Source organism: Amycolatopsis sp. A1MSW2902 (genome assembly GCF_017312175.1).
In the GTDB taxonomy this organism is placed as follows: Bacteria; Actinomycetota; Actinomycetes; order Mycobacteriales; family Pseudonocardiaceae; genus Amycolatopsis; species Amycolatopsis nivea.
The window spans coordinates 488,672-507,005 of the sequence record NZ_QJPO01000001.1 but is presented as its reverse complement, the minus strand read 5'-3'; the positions used below and the strand labels follow the sequence as shown (position 1 = coordinate 507,005).

The 18,334-nt window shown below is 69.2% G+C and carries 11 protein-coding genes; 8 read left to right on the top strand and 3 right to left on the bottom strand.

The genetic code is table 11. The features are described from left to right. Positions 1-21 precede the first annotated feature (21 nt). Entirely contained in the window at positions 22-1,311 is a 1,290-nt protein-coding gene (locus DMP23_RS02335) for an MFS transporter (protein ID WP_337820013.1), read from the top strand. A gap of 98 nt (positions 1,312-1,409) precedes the next feature. Further along, positions 1,410-1,556 carry an LPXTG cell wall anchor domain-containing protein gene (locus DMP23_RS02330; RefSeq protein WP_337820012.1) on the top strand — a complete coding sequence of 49 codons (147 nt, stop codon included), beginning with the start codon at positions 1,410-1,412 and terminating at the stop codon, positions 1,554-1,556. Between the two features lie 79 nt (positions 1,557-1,635). On the opposite strand, the gene DMP23_RS02325 is transcribed toward DMP23_RS02330, so the two are convergent. Further along, positions 1,636-4,605, bottom strand: a complete 2,970-nt coding sequence (locus DMP23_RS02325; RefSeq protein ID WP_337820011.1) for a PDZ domain-containing protein — start codon at positions 4,603-4,605, stop codon at positions 1,636-1,638. Positions 4,606-5,052: 447 nt separating this feature from the next. Between DMP23_RS02325 and DMP23_RS02320 the strand changes: the two genes are divergently transcribed. Continuing rightward, complete coding sequence (locus DMP23_RS02320; protein WP_337820010.1) at positions 5,053-9,645, top strand: RHS repeat-associated core domain-containing protein; 4,593 nt, start codon at positions 5,053-5,055, stop codon at positions 9,643-9,645. 290 nt (positions 9,646-9,935) lie between these two features. Here the strand turns inward: DMP23_RS02320 and DMP23_RS02315 are convergent, their stop codons facing one another. Both DMP23_RS02315 and DMP23_RS02310 read right to left on the bottom strand, forming a co-directional pair. Next, positions 9,936-12,236 (bottom strand): beta-glucosidase family protein, encoded by a 2,301-nt coding sequence (locus tag DMP23_RS02315; RefSeq protein WP_337820009.1) that lies wholly within the window; start codon positions 12,234-12,236, stop codon positions 9,936-9,938. Continuing rightward, complete coding sequence (locus tag DMP23_RS02310) at positions 12,233-13,276, bottom strand: LacI family DNA-binding transcriptional regulator (RefSeq protein WP_337820008.1); 1,044 nt, start codon at positions 13,274-13,276, stop codon at positions 12,233-12,235. The genes DMP23_RS02315 and DMP23_RS02310 overlap by 4 nt, the downstream gene beginning before the upstream one ends. Positions 13,277-13,428: 152 nt before the next feature. On the opposite strand from DMP23_RS02310, the gene DMP23_RS02305 reads away from it, so the two are divergent. The 5 genes from DMP23_RS02305 to DMP23_RS02285 all read left to right on the top strand — a co-directional run bounded on the left by DMP23_RS02305 (position 13,429) and on the right by DMP23_RS02285 (position 18,299). Next, positions 13,429-14,739: an extracellular solute-binding protein gene (locus DMP23_RS02305; protein ID WP_337820007.1), complete on the top strand. Its 1,311-nt coding sequence runs from the start codon at positions 13,429-13,431 to the stop codon at positions 14,737-14,739. Next, positions 14,736-15,668, top strand: coding sequence for a carbohydrate ABC transporter permease (locus DMP23_RS02300; RefSeq protein ID WP_443111240.1), 933 nt, complete (start codon positions 14,736-14,738; stop codon positions 15,666-15,668). The genes DMP23_RS02305 and DMP23_RS02300 overlap by 4 nt, the downstream gene beginning before the upstream one ends. Beyond that, entirely contained in the window at positions 15,668-16,489 is an 822-nt protein-coding gene (locus DMP23_RS02295; protein ID WP_337820006.1) for a carbohydrate ABC transporter permease, read from the top strand. Before DMP23_RS02300 ends, DMP23_RS02295 begins: the two co-directional genes overlap by 1 nt. A gap of 287 nt (positions 16,490-16,776) precedes the next feature. After that, on the top strand, positions 16,777-17,529 hold the full coding sequence (locus tag DMP23_RS02290; protein WP_106961427.1) for an SDR family oxidoreductase: 753 nt from the start codon (positions 16,777-16,779) through the stop codon (positions 17,527-17,529). Next, entirely contained in the window at positions 17,526-18,299 is a 774-nt protein-coding gene (locus tag DMP23_RS02285) for an SDR family oxidoreductase (RefSeq protein WP_037814906.1), read from the top strand. The genes DMP23_RS02290 and DMP23_RS02285 overlap by 4 nt, the downstream gene beginning before the upstream one ends. Positions 18,300-18,334: the final 35 nt, after the last annotated feature.

Below are 18,334 nucleotides of genomic sequence, written 5' to 3'. Positions count from 1 at the left end.
CGCACCGCCCCGGAGGCGACCATGTCGATCCCTGCTCCCGATTCCCCTGCCGTCAGAACCGAAAACGCCCCCTCGCCACGCTCGTCCCGGATCGTGCTCGCGGCCACGATCGGCAATACCCTGGAATGGTTCAGCCTCGGGGCCTACACCCTGTTCGCCGACGTCCTCGCGAAACAATTCTTTCCCGCGACGGACCCGGCGGTCTCGCTGATGCTGGCTTTCGCCAGTGTCGCGGTCGCGTATTTGATCCGCCCGTTCGGCGGGATGATCCTCGGCTCCTACGCCGACCGCGCGGGCCGCAAAGCCGCGCTGGTGTGGTCGATCCGGATCATGGCGGTGGCCTCGCTGCTGATCGCGATCATGCCGAACTACGCGACGATCGGCATCGCGGCTCCGATCGGCCTGGTGTTCGCCAACCTGCTGCAGGGCTTCTCCGCGGGTGGCGAATTCGGCAGCGCGACCGCGTATCTGGTGGAGAGCAACCGGAAACGCCGCGGATTCATGGGCAGCTGGGGCGCGGCGAGCCAGGGCTTGAGCACGTTGCTGGGCATCGTGTTCGCCGCGGTGCTGAGCGCGGTGCTCACCGAACAGCAGCTCGGATCGTGGGGCTGGCGGATCCCGTTCGCCTTCGGCCTGCTGATCGCCCCGATCGGCTACTACATCCGGCGGCACGTCGAGGAATCCCCGGCGTTCGAGGAGGACGCCGCCGAGGCGCCGCTGCGGGAAGTCCTGCGCTCGCAGAAGACGCGGATCCTGGTCGCGATGGGCGCGATGGCGGTGTCCACCGCGATCAGCTACCTCATCATCTACATGCCGACCTTCGCCATCCGCAACCTCGGACTGCCCAAATCGCTGGCCTTCACCACGACCATCGTCACCCAGATCGTGCTGACCGTCCTCGCCCCGGTCGCCGGGCGCTTGTCGGACCGGACCGGCCGGATCCCACTGATGGCGGCCGCCTGCTCGGTGATGCTGCTCGCGATCTTTCCGCTGTTCCTCGCGTTGAACAGCCAGCCGACGTTCGCGATGATGACGGCGGTGATGGCCGCGATCGGCCTGGTCAAGGTCTGGTATGTCGGCCCGCTGGGCACGATGATGGCCGACGTCTTCCCGACCCGGACCCGTGCGACCGGATTGTCGGTCAGTTACAACATCACGGCTTCGTTGTTCGGCGGGTTCATGCCGCTGGTGGTGATTTGGCTGATCGAGGTGACGGGGAGCAATCTGGCGCCGAGTTATTACGTGATGGCGTTGGCGGTGCTGAGCCTGGGCGCGCTGGTTTTCGCTCGGCGGCGGTTGCGGGTGCGGTGAGCTTTTGTCTGTTGTGGACTCTAGGTCGGAAGTGCCGTGCGCGCGATGTCAGCGAGGCACCGCGCGCACGGCAGGTCAGCTATAATATCACGGCTTCGTTGTTCGGCGGGTTCATGCCGCTGGTGGTGATTTGGCTGATCGAGGTGACGGGGAGCAATCTGGCGCCGAGTTATTACGTGATGGCGCTGGCGGTGCTGAGCCTCGGAGCACTGGTTTTCGCCCGGCGGCGGTTGCGGGTGCGCTGAGTCCTGGTCCGTTGTGGACTCTCGGTCGGAAGTGCCGTGCGCGCGGTGCCAGCGAGGCACCGCGCGCACGGCAGGTCAGCTACGGATGAGTCCGGAAAGCGTCCACGATCAGGTAACTGCCGTTCTTCATCGTGCCGGTAACGGTGTGCACTCCCGGCGGCAGGCCGGAGACACTCGCGACTGTCGACTGGTACTGCCGGGTCGGCGTGACGAAACTGACCGTCCGATAAGGCGCACCGTCCAAGGCCAGGTCGACGTCGCCCTCGTCGGTGTTGGTTTCGGAGATGATGTCGATCCCAGTGCCGTAGAATGTCAAACTCCACGAATCGCCGACGTTCTGCGTCGCCCAGATATCGTCGAGATACGAGTTCGCGCCTCCCGCAGAACTGCCGCGCCAGAGCCATCCCGTCGACGGGGTGCCGGTGTTGGTGTAGACGACGCCGGACGTGTTGTTGAGCAGCTCCGATTCCCGCGTCTTGGCCAGGTGAACGGTGACGTCGGCCTGCCCGCGCCGCACGGTCAGCGTGATCGGCGCACCCGGCGCGAGTTTGTTGTAGCTGAGCCAAAAAGTATTGCGATCGTCGGTCACCGGGGTGCCGTTGACGGCGGTGATGTCGTCGCCGGTTCGCAGCCCGTTCTGCGCCGCGTAGCTGCCGTGCGGCACAGAAGACAGGTAGAGGCCGTACGGTTTGGTCAAGCCGAGCGACGACTGGACCGCGAGCGACGGGATGTTGGTGGCGGTGGCGCCCATCAGCATTTCGGGTTGGACGATCATCCCGTTGCTAGGCCCGCCGGAACCGGGGCCGTAAGCGAAGACCGCCTTGGGCGGAAGCGGCCCGCCTGAGGCGCCGAAGCCGATCATCGGGAAGTTGGCGTACCCGAGGCCGAGCGCGGGCGAATCGGCGGCGACCGTGAAATCGTAGCTGCCGAGCGGGTCGGCCGCGGCGAACTTCGGGTCGGCGACGAGCGAATGCGGGTCCATGCCGGCGCGGACCCAGGCCGACTGGGGGTTGATCGTGGCGCCGTCCGCGGAGAGCGCTTCGTTGCCGCTGCCGTCGGGATTGACGTAGACCGGGTAGCTGTCGTTCCAGAAGAGGTTGCGGTCGACGCCGTACTTGGCGGTGGACGGATTGTTCAGCACGTTGTTGTACGCCTGCGGGCCGAGCGTGATGTTGTGCTCGATGACGTCGCCGCAGTCGGAGTGGCTGACCTGTTCGTAGATCGAACCGTCCACGAGCAGGTTGTTCCGCACGGTGCGCTCGTAGCCGTCGCGCAGTTTGATTCCGCCCTTGAGGACGAGGTTGTCCAGCAGGCGGAAATTGGACGATCCGTCGTCGAGGTCGATGGCCCAGTCCCCGGCGTGCCAGAACCGGTTGTGCTGGATGGTGATCGGCCGGACGACGTCCAGCTTCATCAGGCTCCGGGCCTGGGCGTCGGTCAGCGCGGTGCCGGTGGATCCTTCGTAACTCGTGCCCGGCGCGAGGGTGTTATTGCCGGAGCTGGCCCAGAACCGGCCGCGGCCCCACACGTTCACGGACCCGTTGTCGCCAGTTTCCTCGACGCAGTTGAAGAGATCGTTGTTCTTGATGTCGTGTCCGCCCCACGTGCCGTCCTCGATGTTGAGGCACGCGCGCGGGCTGCCGGAAACGGTGTTGCCGTCGACCGTCACGTCCGCGCTCATGGAAATGTTGACGCCGGAGGACTGTTTCTCGAACCGGCCCATGTTCTGCATGAGGTTTTTCCGCACGACGATGTCGCGGGGATAGTCGTCGGTCTTCGGCCCCGGCGCGGTGTCGGTGACCGCGACGTTGTCGTAGTAGTTGCCAGAATAGTCGCGTACCGCGCTCGGCGAGCCGACGATCTGGACGTCCGTGGCGCCGTCGGAGGCGAACTTGTTGTCGCTGATCGTGTTGTGCTTGTTGTAGCTGTCGAGAAAGACGCCGTTGCCGCCCAGCTGGTCGAAGAACGACCCGGTGACTGAGATGTCAGCGGCGTTCTTCAGAGATACCGCGCCCTTGCGAACCACCGCCCAGTCGCCCTTCGCGTCGGCCTCGAAGGGGCTGTCGAAGAGCGTGCGGTGAGTCGCGGTGAAGTGCAGTCCGCGCAGCGTGATGTCGTGGACGGGGTCAGCAGCCGAGGTCCCGGCGAGGGTGATCAGCTGATCCTGCTCGGCGGTTTCGACCGTCGCGGCGGAAAGATCGGTCCCCTCCGGCGGGTAGTAGAGCAGCTGGCCGCTCGCCCGGTCGTAGAACCACTCGCCGGGCGCGTCGAGCTCCTCCTTGACGTTCTCGGCCATCGCCGGTCCGACCCGGCCGGGTCCGTTGCCCTTCGTCAGTCCGCAGTCCTGCGGCCGGTTGTTGTCGCCGACGTAGTGCAGAGCGAGCCCGTCACCGGTGCGCCCGCTGACGGTGAACGAGACGGATCCCCAGTCGCCGCAATGCATCGCGCGCACCAGCGCGGTCGACGGGTCCGCCCACTTCGCCGATTCCCGTTGGAGGTCGGCCAGCGAGGTCGACCCCTGCAGCCGGGCCGCGCTGGCGTCGTAGTTCGGGTAGCGGGCCAGGATCTGGCGCTGGCCGTCGACGAACAGGCCGTCGAAGTCCAGCCCGGCCGGGAGGGCCGCGGCCATGATCTTGCTGCCGGGCGCGGCGGGCTGCCAGGCCGGACGCAACGACCGGCCGCCGCTGATCGTCACGGCGGCGTCGGTCGCGGGTTGCCAGGTCACGGTGTGGCTGTTGCGCCCGGAGTCCTGCGGACCCAAGGCCAGCGGAGCGGAGAGGTAGTAGGAACCGCCGGCGAGCTTGACCACGATGTCACGGTGGTTGCCGACGCCGGTGCCGAGAAGATGCCGGACCCGTTGCTGCGCCTGCGAAAGCGAACACGGACGCGGTTGGGTGCAAGGGTTTCCGGGCAGTGCGTCGGCGCCGGGAGCGGCATAGACGGCCATCGGCGGCGGCCCACTCGCGGCAGCTGGCGGGCCGAGGGCGAGCGTTCCGCCAAACCCGGCGACGGCGGACAGGACGATGCTCAGAAGGCGGCGGTTGGCCATTCAGGTCCTCCTTGACCAGGCATCGGACGTTCTGTACGCCAGGACATCCGATGTCTAGGAGACTATGCAGGAGGGTGTATCGGTCGTCAAGGAGCTCTCCGGGTGGTGTCCGGAGGCAGGTAACTGGCTTTATGGCAAGGGTGTGGGCCTGGTCGGCGAGGTTGTCGGGAGGATGCGCTAGGTGGACGACGGCGGGGTTTACATCTGATCTTTGGGCGGCTTCCGAGTCTCGGTACGCGAGGTCCATCCGGCCGGGGCCCGGTGGTTGACGGTCTTGCTCCCGGCCGGGAAAGTCCGAAGTGGAGTCTCCCTCGCGACTGCACGTGCGGCCTCTTCGGCGGAGTCGGGAGGGCAGAGGATCGGGCCGCCGGAGCACCTGGCGGGGCCGCGGCCGCTATGGTCGGGCGAGGGGCTGCGGCCGGGTACATCGTCGTGCGGGGGAGTCGAGTGAGCAATCCGTTGATCGCGCCGGTCAAGGACTCGACGACGGCGTTGTCCGGGATACCGCTGCTCGAGGACGCCGAGACGCTGAAGCAGGGCATCGAGAGCAAGAACTGGGCGTCGGTGGCGATCGGCGCGGTCGGGACCGCGCTGGACGTGCTGACCGCGGTGATGGACCCGTTCGGCGCGATCCTCGCCGCGGGCGTGGGCTGGCTGATGGAGCACGTCGGCCCGTTGAAGGAAGCGCTCAACGCGCTGACCGGCAACGCGGACGAGATCAAGTCCCAGGCCGAGACCTGGACGAACGTCGCCAAGGAACTCGAGGGCATCTCGGCCGAGCTGGGCGAGATGATCAAGAAGGACCTGGAGAGCTGGCAGGGCGAGGCCGCGGACGCCTACCGGCAGCGGGCCGGGGACACGTCCGCGCTGATCGCCAGCGCGCAGAAGGGTTCCGAGGGCGCGGCCAGCGGGGTGAAGACCGCGGGCGAAGTGGTGGCGGCGGTGCGGACGCTGGTGCGCGACACGATCGCGGACCTGGTCGGGCACCTGATCTCGTGGGCCTTGCAGGTGCTGTTCACCGCGGGGATCGGGATGGCGTGGGTGGTGCCGCAGGTCGTCACCGCGGTCGGCAAGACCGCCTCCACCATCGCCAAGGTCACCTCGAAGCTCGTCAAGGCGCTCAAGGCGCTGATCCCGCTGCTGAAGAAGGCCGGGACGCTGTTCGAGGACGCGGGCAAGGCGCTGAAGGGGCTCAAGAGCGGCAAGGGCGGCGCGACGCACACGCCCAAGGACATCAACGTCAAATCCGAGAAGCCGAAGGGCGGCTCGAAGGACGACGAGAGCACCACGGCCTCCGGCGACCACAGCGGCGGGCACGGCGGCGGCGAGCGCGGCGGGAACACGCACACCTGCGGCGACCCCAACCCGCCGAAGGACCACAAGCCCGAGACGAGGGACGAAAACACCTCGGCCTCGGGCTCGCGGGAAGACATCGGGGGGACGGACGGTTCGCGCGGGGGAACGCGCGACCGGGACGGCGGCAACTCGATCAAGAAGAACAACCAGCCGCCCGCGGAGAACTCGACCCCCGGCTACTGCCGTCCGGGCAGCGGCGACCCGATCGACATGACCACCGGGCGGATGATGCTGCCCGAGACCGACCTCGTGATCGCCGGTGCGCTGCCGCTGGTGCTGCAGCGCATGCATTTCTCCACCTACCGCGCCGGATTCCGGTTCGGCCGCACGTGGGCGTCCACTGTGGACCAGCGGCTCGAGATCGAGGACGGGGAAATCGGCTTCGCCGCCGAGGACGGCACGTTCCTCGTCTACCCGGTGACCGAGGGCACCGCGCTCCCGGTCAGCGGACCGCACTGGCCGCTCAAGCGTTCGCCCGAAGGCGGTTACGTCATCGAGCAGCACGACCTGCAGCGGATGCTGTACTTCGCGCCCGACGGCAACGGACGGCTGCCGCTGACGGCGATCTTCGACAACGACGGGCACCGGATCCACTTCTGCCACGACGAAGACGGACGCCTCGCCGAGATCCGGCATTCGGGCGGCACCCGCATCGGCGTCGAAACCGCGGCGGGGCTGGTCACCGCGCTCACGCTGCTCGGCGAGGACGCCGCGGACGAGCGGGTCGAACTGGTCCGCTACCGCTACGACCGCGAACTCCGGCTGACCGAGGTGATCAACTCCTCCGGCCAGTCGATGCGCTACGGCTACGACGAACTGGGCCGTGTCGTGCGGTGGACCGACCGCAACGGCCGTTCGTACGAGTTCGTCTACGACGAGCAAAGCCGGTGCGTGTCGGGAACCGGGACCGAGGGACACCTGGCCTACACCTTCGCTTACGACAGCGAGGCGCGCGTCAGCACCGCGACCGATTCGCTGGGCAACACCACCGAATTCCACCTGAACGCGAACTTCCAGATCGTGCGCCACGTCAGCCCTCTCGGCGGGGTCACGCGCTACGAATGGGACCGCTTCGACCGCATCGTCGCCCAGACCGACGAGCTGGGCCGCACCTCGCGGTGGGAGTACGACGAACAGGGCGACCTGGTGGCGTACACGTTCCCGGACGGCGCACGCCGCCTGTTCGAGTACTCCGAGCACCGGCTGCTGTCCACTGTGGAGCCCGACGGCGCCGTGTGGCGGCAGGAGTACGACGAGGAAGGGCGGCTCGCCGCGGTGCACGGCCCGCTCGGCGCGACCGTCCGCTACACCGTCGGCGAGGACGGCGCGGTGCGCAGGTCCGTCGACGAGCTGGGCAATCTCACGAGGATCGAGTCCGACGCCTTCGGCAGGCCGGTCACGGTCATCGATCCGCTCGGCGCCGTCACGCGCACCTCGTACGACGCGATGGGCCGGGTGGTCTCCGAGACCGACGTGCTCGGCACCACCGAGTACTCGTGGACGGTCGAGGGCCGCGGCTGGCGGCGGACCGCGCCGGACGGGTCCGTGCAGCGCCGGGTCTACGACGGCGAGGGCAACCTGCGGGAGGAAATCGACGAGCTGGGCAGCGTCACCCGCGTCGACTACGGTGCGTTCGACCTCCCGATCACCCAGATCATGCCGGACGGCAGCCGTCTTCAGGTCGAATACGACACCGAACTGCAGATGATCGCCGCGACCAACGGCGAGGGGCAGACCTGGCGGTTCGAGTACGACGGCGAAGGGCGCATGGTCCGCGAGGTCGACTTCGACGGGCGCGTGCTGACCTACGCTTACGACGCCGCGGGACAGCTCGTCTCGCGTACCAACGCGCTCGGCAGCGTCACCACCTACGCTTACGATCTGCGGGGCAACCTCGTCGAGAAGCGCACCGAAGACGACGTCAGCCGCTACGCCTACGACGCGGCCGGGCGCATGGTGCGTGCCGTGAACGCCAGCGCCGACGTCTCGTTCGCCTACGACGCTCTCGGCCGGCTGGTGGCCGAGACCCTCGACGGCGAGACGGTCGCGACCGGCTACGACCTCGCGGGCAACCTCGTGCACCGGCGGACCCCCTCGGGGGTGGAGAGCCGTTGGGCCTACGACGGCCGGGGCGCGCCCGAGTCGCTCGCCGCGGGTCCGCGCACGCTCCGGTTCCGCCACGACGCGGCGGGCCGGGAGATCTGGCGCGGGCTCGGGGCCGCCGAGCTGACTCAGGAATGGGACGCGCGATACCGGTTGCGCAGCCAGACGGTCGCCACCGGGCCGGTCGCCGTCGCTCAGCGCCGTGTCTACGAATTCCGGGCCGACAGCGCCATTTCCGCCGTCGAGGAGCTGCTGGGCGGCCGGCGCGAGTTCACGCTCGACCGGATGGGCCGCGTCCTCGGAGTGCAGGGCCCGAACGGTCCGGAGCAGTACCGGTACGACCGCGCCGACGCCGTGGCACTGCCGGACAGGCGCGCCGGCCGGTTCGACGCGCCGGGCAGGCTCGTCAGCCGCGAGGGCTGGACCTACGAGTGGAACGGCGAAGACCGGCTCGTCGGCGCCACGTCCCCGGACGGGCAGCAGTGGCGGTACCGCTACGACGCGCTCGGCCGCCGCGTCGCCAAGCAGCGCCTCGACGGCGAAACGGTCGTGTTCGAGACCCGTTTCGTGTGGAGCGACGACCTGCTCGTGGAGCAGATCGAATCGACGCCCGCGGGCCGCACGCGCAGCACCACGTGGGAGTGGCACCCGGACGACGAAACCCCGGTGGCGCAGACGGATCGCGCGTACGACGGCGACGCGTGCGTCGACGACCGTTTCCACGCGATCGTCGCGGACTTCCTCGGCGCGCCCGCCGAACTGGTCGACGAGAACGGGCGGATCGCCTGGCGCCGCGACGAAACGCTGTGGGGCGTGCCCCGCTCGGCTCCGTCCGGCCCGTCGACGCCGCTTCGGTTCCCCGGCCAGTACCTCGACGCCGAGACCGGACTGCACTACAACCGCCACCGCTATTACGACCCCGGCACGGCCCGCTACCTCAGCGCCGACCCGCTCGGGCTCGACGGCGGGCTGGACCCGCACGCGTACGTGCGCAACCCGCTCACCTGGAGCGACCCGCTCGGCCTCGCGGGCGGGTGCAAGAAGAACAAGCTCGATCTGCGGAACGGCAAGGAACGGAAGGGACAGACCGGCACCACGCCGTCGGGTCTGAGCTACGGCCCGATGAAGCGGGGCGGGCGCGGGGAGAAGAGCCGGGTCGACCACGTGGACCTGCACACCGACAACGTTCCCGGCAAGGCCGAACACGGGGTTTTCGGCACCCGCAACGGAAACGCGTGGAGCAAGGACAAGGTCGTCAAGGTCACCGACTCCGCCTGGCGAAGGGTCAAGTCGGGCGACCCGCGCGTCACCAAGGAAGCGCAGGGCGACCGGACGGTCTACCTGGTCCCGATGGACAAGAAGGTCGGCTACATCGACGAGCGCGTCCCGGAGCGCGGGCCTTTCGACCACAACACCGGTCGGGCCGAGATCGTCCGGAACAGGCAGGGCGAGATCCAGTATCAGCGGGGGGAGAACGGGAGCTACGTCCGGGAGCCGCACGACCTCGACCACCTCAGGATCGTGGTCGACAAGAACAACAACGTGATCACCTCCTACCCCGACCGCGTCCGCGACTACTGAGGATCCGCGCCGCGCCTTGTTCCCAGCGTTCCACGGGTTTGGCGCGGTGGGTTCCGGTGCGCGCGAAAGACGTCGAACACCTCGAGGCAGAGCGGTCCAGCGTATCCGGCGGCGAGCACGGGGGCGAGGAATCCGGGCAGGCCGAACGCGCCTTGCCCGAACCCAAAGCCCACGTGCCGCGCTTGCGTTCCTGGACGGAGACTTCATGTCCCCGCGACCGTCCATATCGGACTGACCAGACGACCGGCTCGCCGACGTCTGCCTGCGCCGCAGCGCCCGGCGTGCTCCGGTCACCAGGGAAGCGGCGTGATCGACACCGGCGTGACCAAGACGCGGTCGTGGCCCGCTTCGCGGACCGGGCCGGTGAGTTCGAACCGGCCGGTGCAGGGCAGGTCGCCCGCGGACGGGCCGGCCAGGACCTCGATCGTTCCGGGCTCCACGATCCGGCGCAGGTCGAGTCCGGTGAAGCTGGTGCGGTCGGCGTGCAGCGCGAACGTGACCCGGGCGGCGCGGCCCGCCTCGAGCGGCACCCGGGCGAAGCCGGCGAGCTGCCGGACGGGGCGGGTGACCTGGGCGTGCACGTCGTTCAGGTACAGCTGCACGATTTCGTCCGCCGCGCGCTCGCCGGTGTTGCGGACGGTGACCGAAATGGACAGTTCGCCGTCGGTGGGGATCTCGGACGCGCTCAGCCGCAGGTCCGAGTAGGCGAACGTGGTGTAGGACAGGCCATGGCCGAACGGGAACAGCGGGGTCGGGTCGAGGTTGCTGATGCCCGCGCTGTCGCGGCCCAGCGGCGGAGCCAGGTAGGTGCCGGGCGAGCCGCCGGGCACGCGGGGGACCTGCACCGGCAGTTTCCCGGACGGGGCGGTCCGGCCGGACAGGATCCCGGCGACGGCGCCGCCGCCCTCCTCGCCCGGCAGGAACGCCTGGACCAGAGCGGCGGCGCGGCCGGCGTGGCGGCCGAGGGCGTACGGACGGCCGGACACCACCACGACCACGACCGGGGTGCCGGTCGCCAGGAGCGCATCGAGGAGTTCGTCCTGGACGCCGGGGAGGCTCAGGTCGGGGGCGTCGCAGCCCTCGCCGGAGGTGCCGAGGCCGAACATGCCCGCCCGGTCGCCCACGACGGCGACGCACACATCGGCGGCTTCCGCGGCGCTCGCCGCGGCGGCGATGCCGGAGCGGTCCTCGTCGAGGATCGGGCAGCCTTGGTGCAGGGCGATCTCGGCCGCGGGCAGTTCGAGCCGCAGCGCATCGGCCAGGGACGGAACGCGTACGCCGAGGCCGAATTCGGGGTGGCGCGGCAGGACGTGGTTGGGGTAGGAGTAGCAGCCGAGGAAGACCAGCGGGTCGTCGGCGCACGGCCCGACGAGGGCGATTTTCCCGGCGGACAGCGGAAGCGTGCCGTCGTTGGCGAGCAGCACGACGGACTTCTCGGCGATTTCCCGGGCGAGGGCTCGATTTCGCGGTGAATCCAGATCGACCGGTTCGGCCCGCGGCACCCAGTCCGCGTCGAGCAGGCCCAGCTCGGCCTTCTGCCGCAGGAGCCGGCTCGCGGCCCGGTCGACGAGCGCCTCGGGGACCTCCCCGGAACGGACCAGCTCGGTCAGTTCCTTGCTGTAGCACAGGGTGTCCGGCAATTCGACGTCGATCCCGGCGGCCAGCGCGAGCGCGCCCGCCGCACCCGCGCTGGCGGCCACGCGGTGCATGCTCTTGAGGAACGCGATGGCCCAGTAGTCGGAGACGACGACTCCGTCGAAACCCCATTCCTCGCGCAGAATCGTGGTGAGCAGCGCTTCGCTGGCCGCGGCGGGTACGCCGTCGAGGTCGCTGTAGGAGTTCATGACCGAGCGGGCCCCGCCGTCGCGCACCGCCATCTCGAACGGCGGCAGGACGACGTCGCGCAGCTCGCGCGGCCCGATCGAAACCGGCGCGTGGTTGCGGGCTGCCCGGGACGCGGAGTAGCCGGCGAAATGCTTCAGCGTCGCGATGATCCCGGCCTTCTCCAGGCCGCGGACATAAGCGGTGCCCAGCATGCCGACGAGGTACGGGTCTTCGCCGAGGGTTTCCTCGGTGCGGCCCCAGCGGTAGTCGCGCACGACGTCGAGCACGGGCGAAAGCCCCTGATGCACGCCGACCGCGCGCATGTCTTCCGCGATGGCCGCGGCCATCCGCTCGACGAGACCGGGGTCGAAGGTCGCTGCCCAGGCGAGCGCGGTGGGGTAGACCGTGGCGCCGAGGGTCGTGAAGCCGGTGAGGCACTCTTCGTGCACGATCGCCGGGATGCCGAGCCGGGTCTCGGAGGCGATTTCGCGCTGCAGCGCGGTGATCCGGGCGGCACCGTCGGCCGCGCTCACCGGCGCGGTGCCGAACGGGCGGGTGAGGTGCCCGATCCCGTCCGCGCGCACCTGGTCGAACGGGATCTCGCCGCGGGCGAAAACGTCCTGCATGGGGGCGACGTTCCCGCTGATCTCCTGATTGCCGGGCCACGCGCTGCCCAGCTGGGCGACCTTCTCCTCGAGCGTCATCCCGGCCAGCAGCGCGTCCGCGCGTTCGGCGGGGGAGAGGGTCCGGTCGTGCCAGCGGCTCATCGTGCTCCTCGGTCGGCTGCGGGGGCGGTCGACTCGCGCACGACGAGATGGGTCGCGAGTTCGACGTGGTGGGAATCGAGCGTCTGCCCGGAAATCAGCTTGAGCAGGGTGCGCAGCGCGACCCGGCCCATGTCGTGCAGCGGCTGCCGGATCACGGTCAGCGGCGGGGTGGCGAGGCCGGCGAGCATGGTGTCGTCGAAGCCGACGACGCTCAGGTCCTGCGGCACCCGCAATCCCCGCCGCCGGGCGGCTTCCAGCACGCCGAGCGCGGTGGCGTCGCTGGCGGCGAACACCGCGGTCGGCGGATTTTCCATGGCCAGCAAGCGGTTTCCGATCTCCAGTCCGGCCGGGTGGCCGAAGTCGCCGTGGCGCACCAGTTCCGGGTCGAAGGCGACGCCCGCGTTGTCGAGGGCGGCGCGGTACCCGTGCAGCCGGGCCTGGCTGCAGGAGGCCCCGACCGGCCCGCCGGCGAACGCGACGCGCCGGTGCCCGAGGCTCAGCAGGTGCTCGGCGGCGGCGATCCCGCCGGACCAGTTCGTCGCCCCGACGCTGGCGACCTCGGTCCTCGGCAGGTTGATCGGGTCGATGACCACCAGCGGCAGCCCGGCGCGTTCGAAGCTTTCGACCTGGGCGAGCGAGAGTTCGGAGGTCACGACGATCAGCCCGGCCCGGCCGTTGCCCTTGAGCCGGTGCGTCCACTGGTCCTCGGGGCTGAGCGGGCCGCCGGGTGCCGCCTCGGGCATCCGGCTCACCACCACGTCGGTGCCGAGTTCGGAGCCCGCGGCGGTGACCCCGCGCAGCACTTCGAGCGCGTACGGGCTGACGAGATCGTCGAACACGACGTCGACGATCCGGGTCGCGGGGGCGTTCCGGCTCCCGCTGCGCGGCACGTATCCGGCCTCCCGCAACGCTTGTTCCACTCGGGCGCGGGTGCGCGCGGCCACGTCGGACCGCCCGTTGAGCACCTTCGAGACGGTCGGCAGCGAGACGCCGGCGGCTTCGGCGACCGCCGCGAGCCTCGCGCCAGTGCGGGACGGCATCGGGCTCCCTCTTTTCGAAATGTTTCGAAGCGTGATTGTTGGCTATGAAAAGGGAATTTAGCACTTGACTGGCCCGAATCACTACCCTGGATTTCGGCCAGCCTACGAGAAGTTTTCGAAACTTTTCGAACCTTCGGAGCGGAAGGTGCATCATGAAACTGGGTACTCGCCGGACGGTCCGCGGGACGCGGACGACGCTCGCGGCGACCGGGTTCGCGGCTCTGCTGGCGTTGACCGCGGCGTGCGGCACGAGCGGGCCCACGGCCGCCGCCGGCGGGAAAGCGACGGCATGGGCGTTGACCGGCGGCGACGAGCAGGTGTTCCGCGCTTCGTTCGCCAGCGGCGGCGTCGAGGGCCAGTTCTTCGGCAACGACGCGTACAAGCAGAAGATCCGCTCGGCCGTCGGCGCCGACCATGCGCCCACCCTGGTGTTCAGCTGGGGCAACGGCGGGATGCTGAAATCCTGGGTCGCGGCCGGGAAAATCATGGATCTGACCCCGGAGGTGCGGAAGGATCCCGCGCTGACCGGCCGGTTCCTGCCCTCGGTGGCGAAAACCGGGGTGCTGGACGGAAAGACCTACGCCGTGCCGAACAACAGCATGCAGCCGGTTTTCCTGTTCTACAACAAGGATCTCTTCGCCCGGGTGGGCGCGCAGCCGCCGAAGACCTGGGACGAGCTGATGGCGCTCGTGCCGAAGTTCGCCGCCGCCGGGATCGCTCCGTTCTCCCTCGGCGGGCAAAGCAAATGGCCGCAGCTGATGTGGGAGGAGTACCTGGTCGACCGGATCGGCGGGCCGGGCGTCTTCGCCGCGATCGCCGCGAACAAGCCGGGCGCCTGGTCCGATCCCGCGATCCTGGACGCGAACCGCAAGATCCAGCAGCTCGTCGACGCGGGCGGGTTCGCCAAGGGGTTCAATTCGATCAGCACCGACAGCAACGCGGACCTCGCCCTGCTCTACACCGGCAAGGCGGCGATGTACCTGATGGGTTCGTGGGCGTTCCCCACGATCAAGGAAGCCGACCCCGGTTTCGCCGCGGGCAAACTCGGCTACGTCGGCTTCCCGGTCGTGCCGGGAGGGAAGGGCGATCCGGCGGACATCGTCGGGAACCCGGCGAACTTCTGGTCGGTGTCCGCGCACGCCTCCGACGCGCAGAAACAGGCGGCGGTGAAATACCTGCGCGAGGGCGTCATGAACGACGCCTACGTCGACGCGCTGCTCGCCGGGGGCGCGGTGCCGCCGGTCAACGGGATCGAGGCCAAACTGGCCAAGGCGCCGGACCCGGCGTATCTGTCCTATGTATACGGACTGGCGCGGAACGCGCCGAATTTCCAGCTCTCCTGGGACCAGGCCCTTTCCCCCGGACAGGCCGACGCGCTGCTGAACAACCTGGACCAGCTGTTCCTCAAGCAGATCACACCCGAGCAGTTCTCGGCGAACATGAACGCGACGGTCGGGAAGTGACCGTGTCCGCTGCCCTCGTGCGGGAGCGGTCCGGGAAGCGGCCGCGGTCCGCCGCGACGCCCGGCCGCGCCGGACCGCATCCGCTGACGGCCGTTCCCGCGCTGGCGTTCTTCTCGATCTTCGCGCTGCTCCCGCTCGGCGGGGTGGCGGTGCTCAGCCTGATGAAGTGGGACGGGATCGCCGACCCCGTCTGGACCGGGCTGGGCAACTGGGTGGCGGCGCTAAGCGACCCGGCTACCTATCACGCGCTCTGGCTCAGCGTGCAGGTGATGGCGGCGAGCTGGTTGTTCCAGACGCCGGTCTCGCTTCTGCTTGGCGTGCTGACCGCGGGCCGCGGCCGGTACCGCTCGGTGCTTGGCGTGCTGTATTTCCTTCCGCTGCTGCTGTCCTCGGCCGCGATCGCGATCGCGTTCAAGGCCCTGCTCGACCCGAACTTCGGGATGAGCCGCGCTTTCGGAGCCGACTGGCTCTCCCAGGACTGGCTCGGCGAGCCGACACTGGCTCTGTACGTGGTGATCTTCGTGATCGGCTGGCAGTTCATGCCGTTCCACACGCTGCTCTACCAAGCGGGCGTGCGGCAGATCCCTGCGCAGCTTTACGAAGCCGCGCAGATCGACGGCGCGGGCCCGGTCCGGCAGTTCTTCCACATCACCCTGCCGCAGCTGCGCTACACGATCGTCACCTCCTCGACACTGATGCTGGTCGGCTCGCTGACCTATTTCGACCTGGTCTTCGTGCTCACCGGCGGCGGCCCGGGCAACGCCACCCGGTTCCTGCCGCTGGACATGTACCTCAACGGTTTCTCCAACAACGACATGGGCCGCGCGAGCACTCTGGCCGTGCTGCTCGTCGTCGCCGGGCTGGCGCTGTCGCTCGGCCTCTCCCGGTTCGCCCGCTTCTCCCGCGGCAGCCAGCAGGACGGTGTGTGATGGCCAGGAGCAGGCCCAACGTGCTCGGCGGGCTCGCCGGATTCGCCTGGCTGTTCGTCGTTCTCGTGCCCGTGTACTACATCGTCGTGACGAGCCTGCGCGGCCAGAGCGGGTTCTTCGGGGCCAACCCGTTGTCGCTGCCCGCCGATCCCACGTTCGAGAACTACCGGCTGGTTCTGGACAACGGCTTCCTGCGCTACCTGATCAACAGTGCGGTCGTCACGACAGGCACTGTGGTTATCACCGTCGCGGTATCGCTACTGGCGGCCTATTTCATCGTGCGCGGCCGGACCCGGTTCTCCGCGACCACGTACAAGATTTTCTTGCTGGGGCTGGCAATTCCGCTGCAGGCGACGATCATCCCGATCTATTACCTGATCACGCGCGCGCACCTCTACGACACCCTGCTCGCGATCGTGCTGCCCTCGGTCGCCTTCGCGATTCCGCTCTCGGTGGTCGTCCTGGCCAATTTCCTGCGCGACGTGCCGAACGAGCTGTTCGAATCGATGCGCGTGGACGGCGCCGGGCACGGGCGGATGCTCATCAGCCTGGTGCTGCCGATGGTCAAACCCGCGATGGTCACCGTCGCGGTGTACGACGGCCTCAACGTGTGGAACGGATTCCTCTTCCCGCTCATCCTCACCCAGAGCGCCGACCAGCGCGTGCTTCCCATGGCGCTGTGGGCTTTCCAAGGCCAGTTCCGGGTCAACATCCCCGCGGTCCTCGCCGCGGTCGTCCTTTCCACCCTGCCGGTCCTCGCGCTGTACATCCTCGGCCGGCGCTACCTCGTCACCGGTCTCACCGCGGGTTTCGGCAAGTAATCCTTCGCCCGGACTTCCCGGCCAGGCGAACGCACAGGGTCGCGAGGGCGGTCACTGACTGTGGTGTGACCGTCGCGGTGCGGTTCGAGGTTGCGCGAGGGACTGCAGGCGGGCGTGTTGTCGAGCGCCGCTGGTCGGTGAATACGCAGGGTCCGGACGGCAGTGACCCGCCGCGTTGTGACGGCCGAGGCGACAGCCCAGGGTTGCGTAAGCGAGCCTCGCCGTTATCCTGCGACTAAGCAAACGCTTAGCGGTGGCTGTCCAGCGGCGGACAAGGAGACGGTGTGGTGGAGTCGTTCAAGGATCGCGTTGCCCTGGTCACCGGGGCCAGCCGGGGGATCGGGCTGGCTATCGCGCAAGGGCTGGTCGAGCGCGGGGCGAAGGTGTGCATCACCGCGCGCAAGCCGGAGCCGCTCGCGGAGGCCGTCGAGAAGCTCGGCGGGCCCGAGGTCGCGATCGCGGTGCCCGGCAAGGCCGACGACGCCGCGCATCAGCAGGAGGCGGTCGCCGCCGCGGTCGAGAAGTTCGGCAGTCTCGACATGCTGGTCAACAACACCGGCATCAACCCGGTCTACGGGCCCACGCTGGACGTCGACCCGGCCGCCGCGAGCAAGATCTTCGCGGTGAACGTCGTGGCGCCGCTGTCGTGGATCCGCGTCGCGCGGGACGCGTGGATGGGCGAGCACGGCGGCGCGGTGGTCAACGTCGCCTCGATCGCGGGCATCCGCACCTCGCCGGGCATCGGCATGTACGGCGTCAGCAAGGCCGCGCTGATCCGGCTCACCCAGGAACTCGGCGCGGAACTCGGTCCGAAGATCCGGGTCAACGCGGTGGCTCCGGCGGTGGTCAAGACGCAGTTCGCGACCGCGCTGTACGAGGGGCGCGAGGAAGAAGTCGCCGCGGCGTATCCGATGAAGCGGCTCGGGGTGCCGGAGGACATCGCGGGCGCGGTGGCGTTCCTGCTGTCCGGCGAGGCGGGCTGGATGACCGGGCAGACGGTCGTGCTCGACGGCGGCGTGACGCTCGGCGGCGGTCTGTGAGCGCCGGAGTCGTCATCACCGGCGGTGGTGGCGGGATCGGGGCGGCACTGGCGCGGCGGTTCGCGGCCGACGGGGCTCGCATCGTGGTCGCGGACCTCGACGGGGACCGTGCCGCCGAGGTCGCGGCCGAGGTGGGCGGCACGTCGTTCGCCGGTGACGTCGCCAGCGAATCCGGGGTCGCCGATCTGATCGACACCGCCCGCGAAACGCTCGGTGAGATCGACGTTTTCTGCGCCAACGCCGGGGTCGCGCCGTTCGGCGACGCCCACGCGGACGAAGACGCGTGGTCGCTGGCGTGGGACGTGAACGTGATGGCACACGTCCGTGCGGCCCGGCTGCTGCTGCCGGCGTGGCTGGAGCGCGGCGAGGGGCGGTTCGTCGCGACGGTGTCTGCGGCGGGCGTGCTCACGAGCCTTGGCTCGGCTCCGTATTCGGTGACCAAGCACGGCGCGCTGGCGTTCGCGGAATGGCTGTCGGCCACCTACCGGCACCGCGGCATCACCGTGCAGGCGATCTGCCCGCAGGGCGTGCGCACCGCGATGCTCGAGGAGACAGGGGAACGCGGCAAACTGCTGATGGGCGCCAGCGCGATCGACCCGCCGCAGGTGGCCGACGCGTTGTTCGCCGCGATGGCCGAGAACCGGTTCCTGGTGCTGCCGCACGCCGAGGTCGCGGACTTCTATGCCTTGCGCGCCACCGAAACCGACCGCTGGCTCGGCGGGATGAACAAGCTGCAGCGGAAAATGGAGGAGCTGCCCGGCGACGCGTGACCCGATATTCTCCCGGGGCGGCACCGGGCCGCAGG

Coding starts and splice junctions, on each gene's coding strand:
- DMP23_RS02305 (WP_337820007.1), top strand. CDS start 13,429: ATGAAACTGGGTACTCGCCGGACGGTCCGCGGGACGCGGACGACGCTC.
- DMP23_RS02295 (WP_337820006.1), top strand. CDS start 15,668: ATGGCCAGGAGCAGGCCCAACGTGCTCGGCGGGCTCGCCGGATTCGCC.
- DMP23_RS02325 (WP_337820011.1), bottom strand. CDS start 4,605: ATGGCCAACCGCCGCCTTCTGAGCATCGTCCTGTCCGCCGTCGCCGGG.
- DMP23_RS02315 (WP_337820009.1), bottom strand. CDS start 12,236: ATGAGCCGCTGGCACGACCGGACCCTCTCCCCCGCCGAACGCGCGGAC.
- DMP23_RS02335 (WP_337820013.1), top strand. CDS start 22: ATGTCGATCCCTGCTCCCGATTCCCCTGCCGTCAGAACCGAAAACGCC.
- DMP23_RS02310 (WP_337820008.1), bottom strand. CDS start 13,276: ATGCCGTCCCGCACTGGCGCGAGGCTCGCGGCGGTCGCCGAAGCCGCC.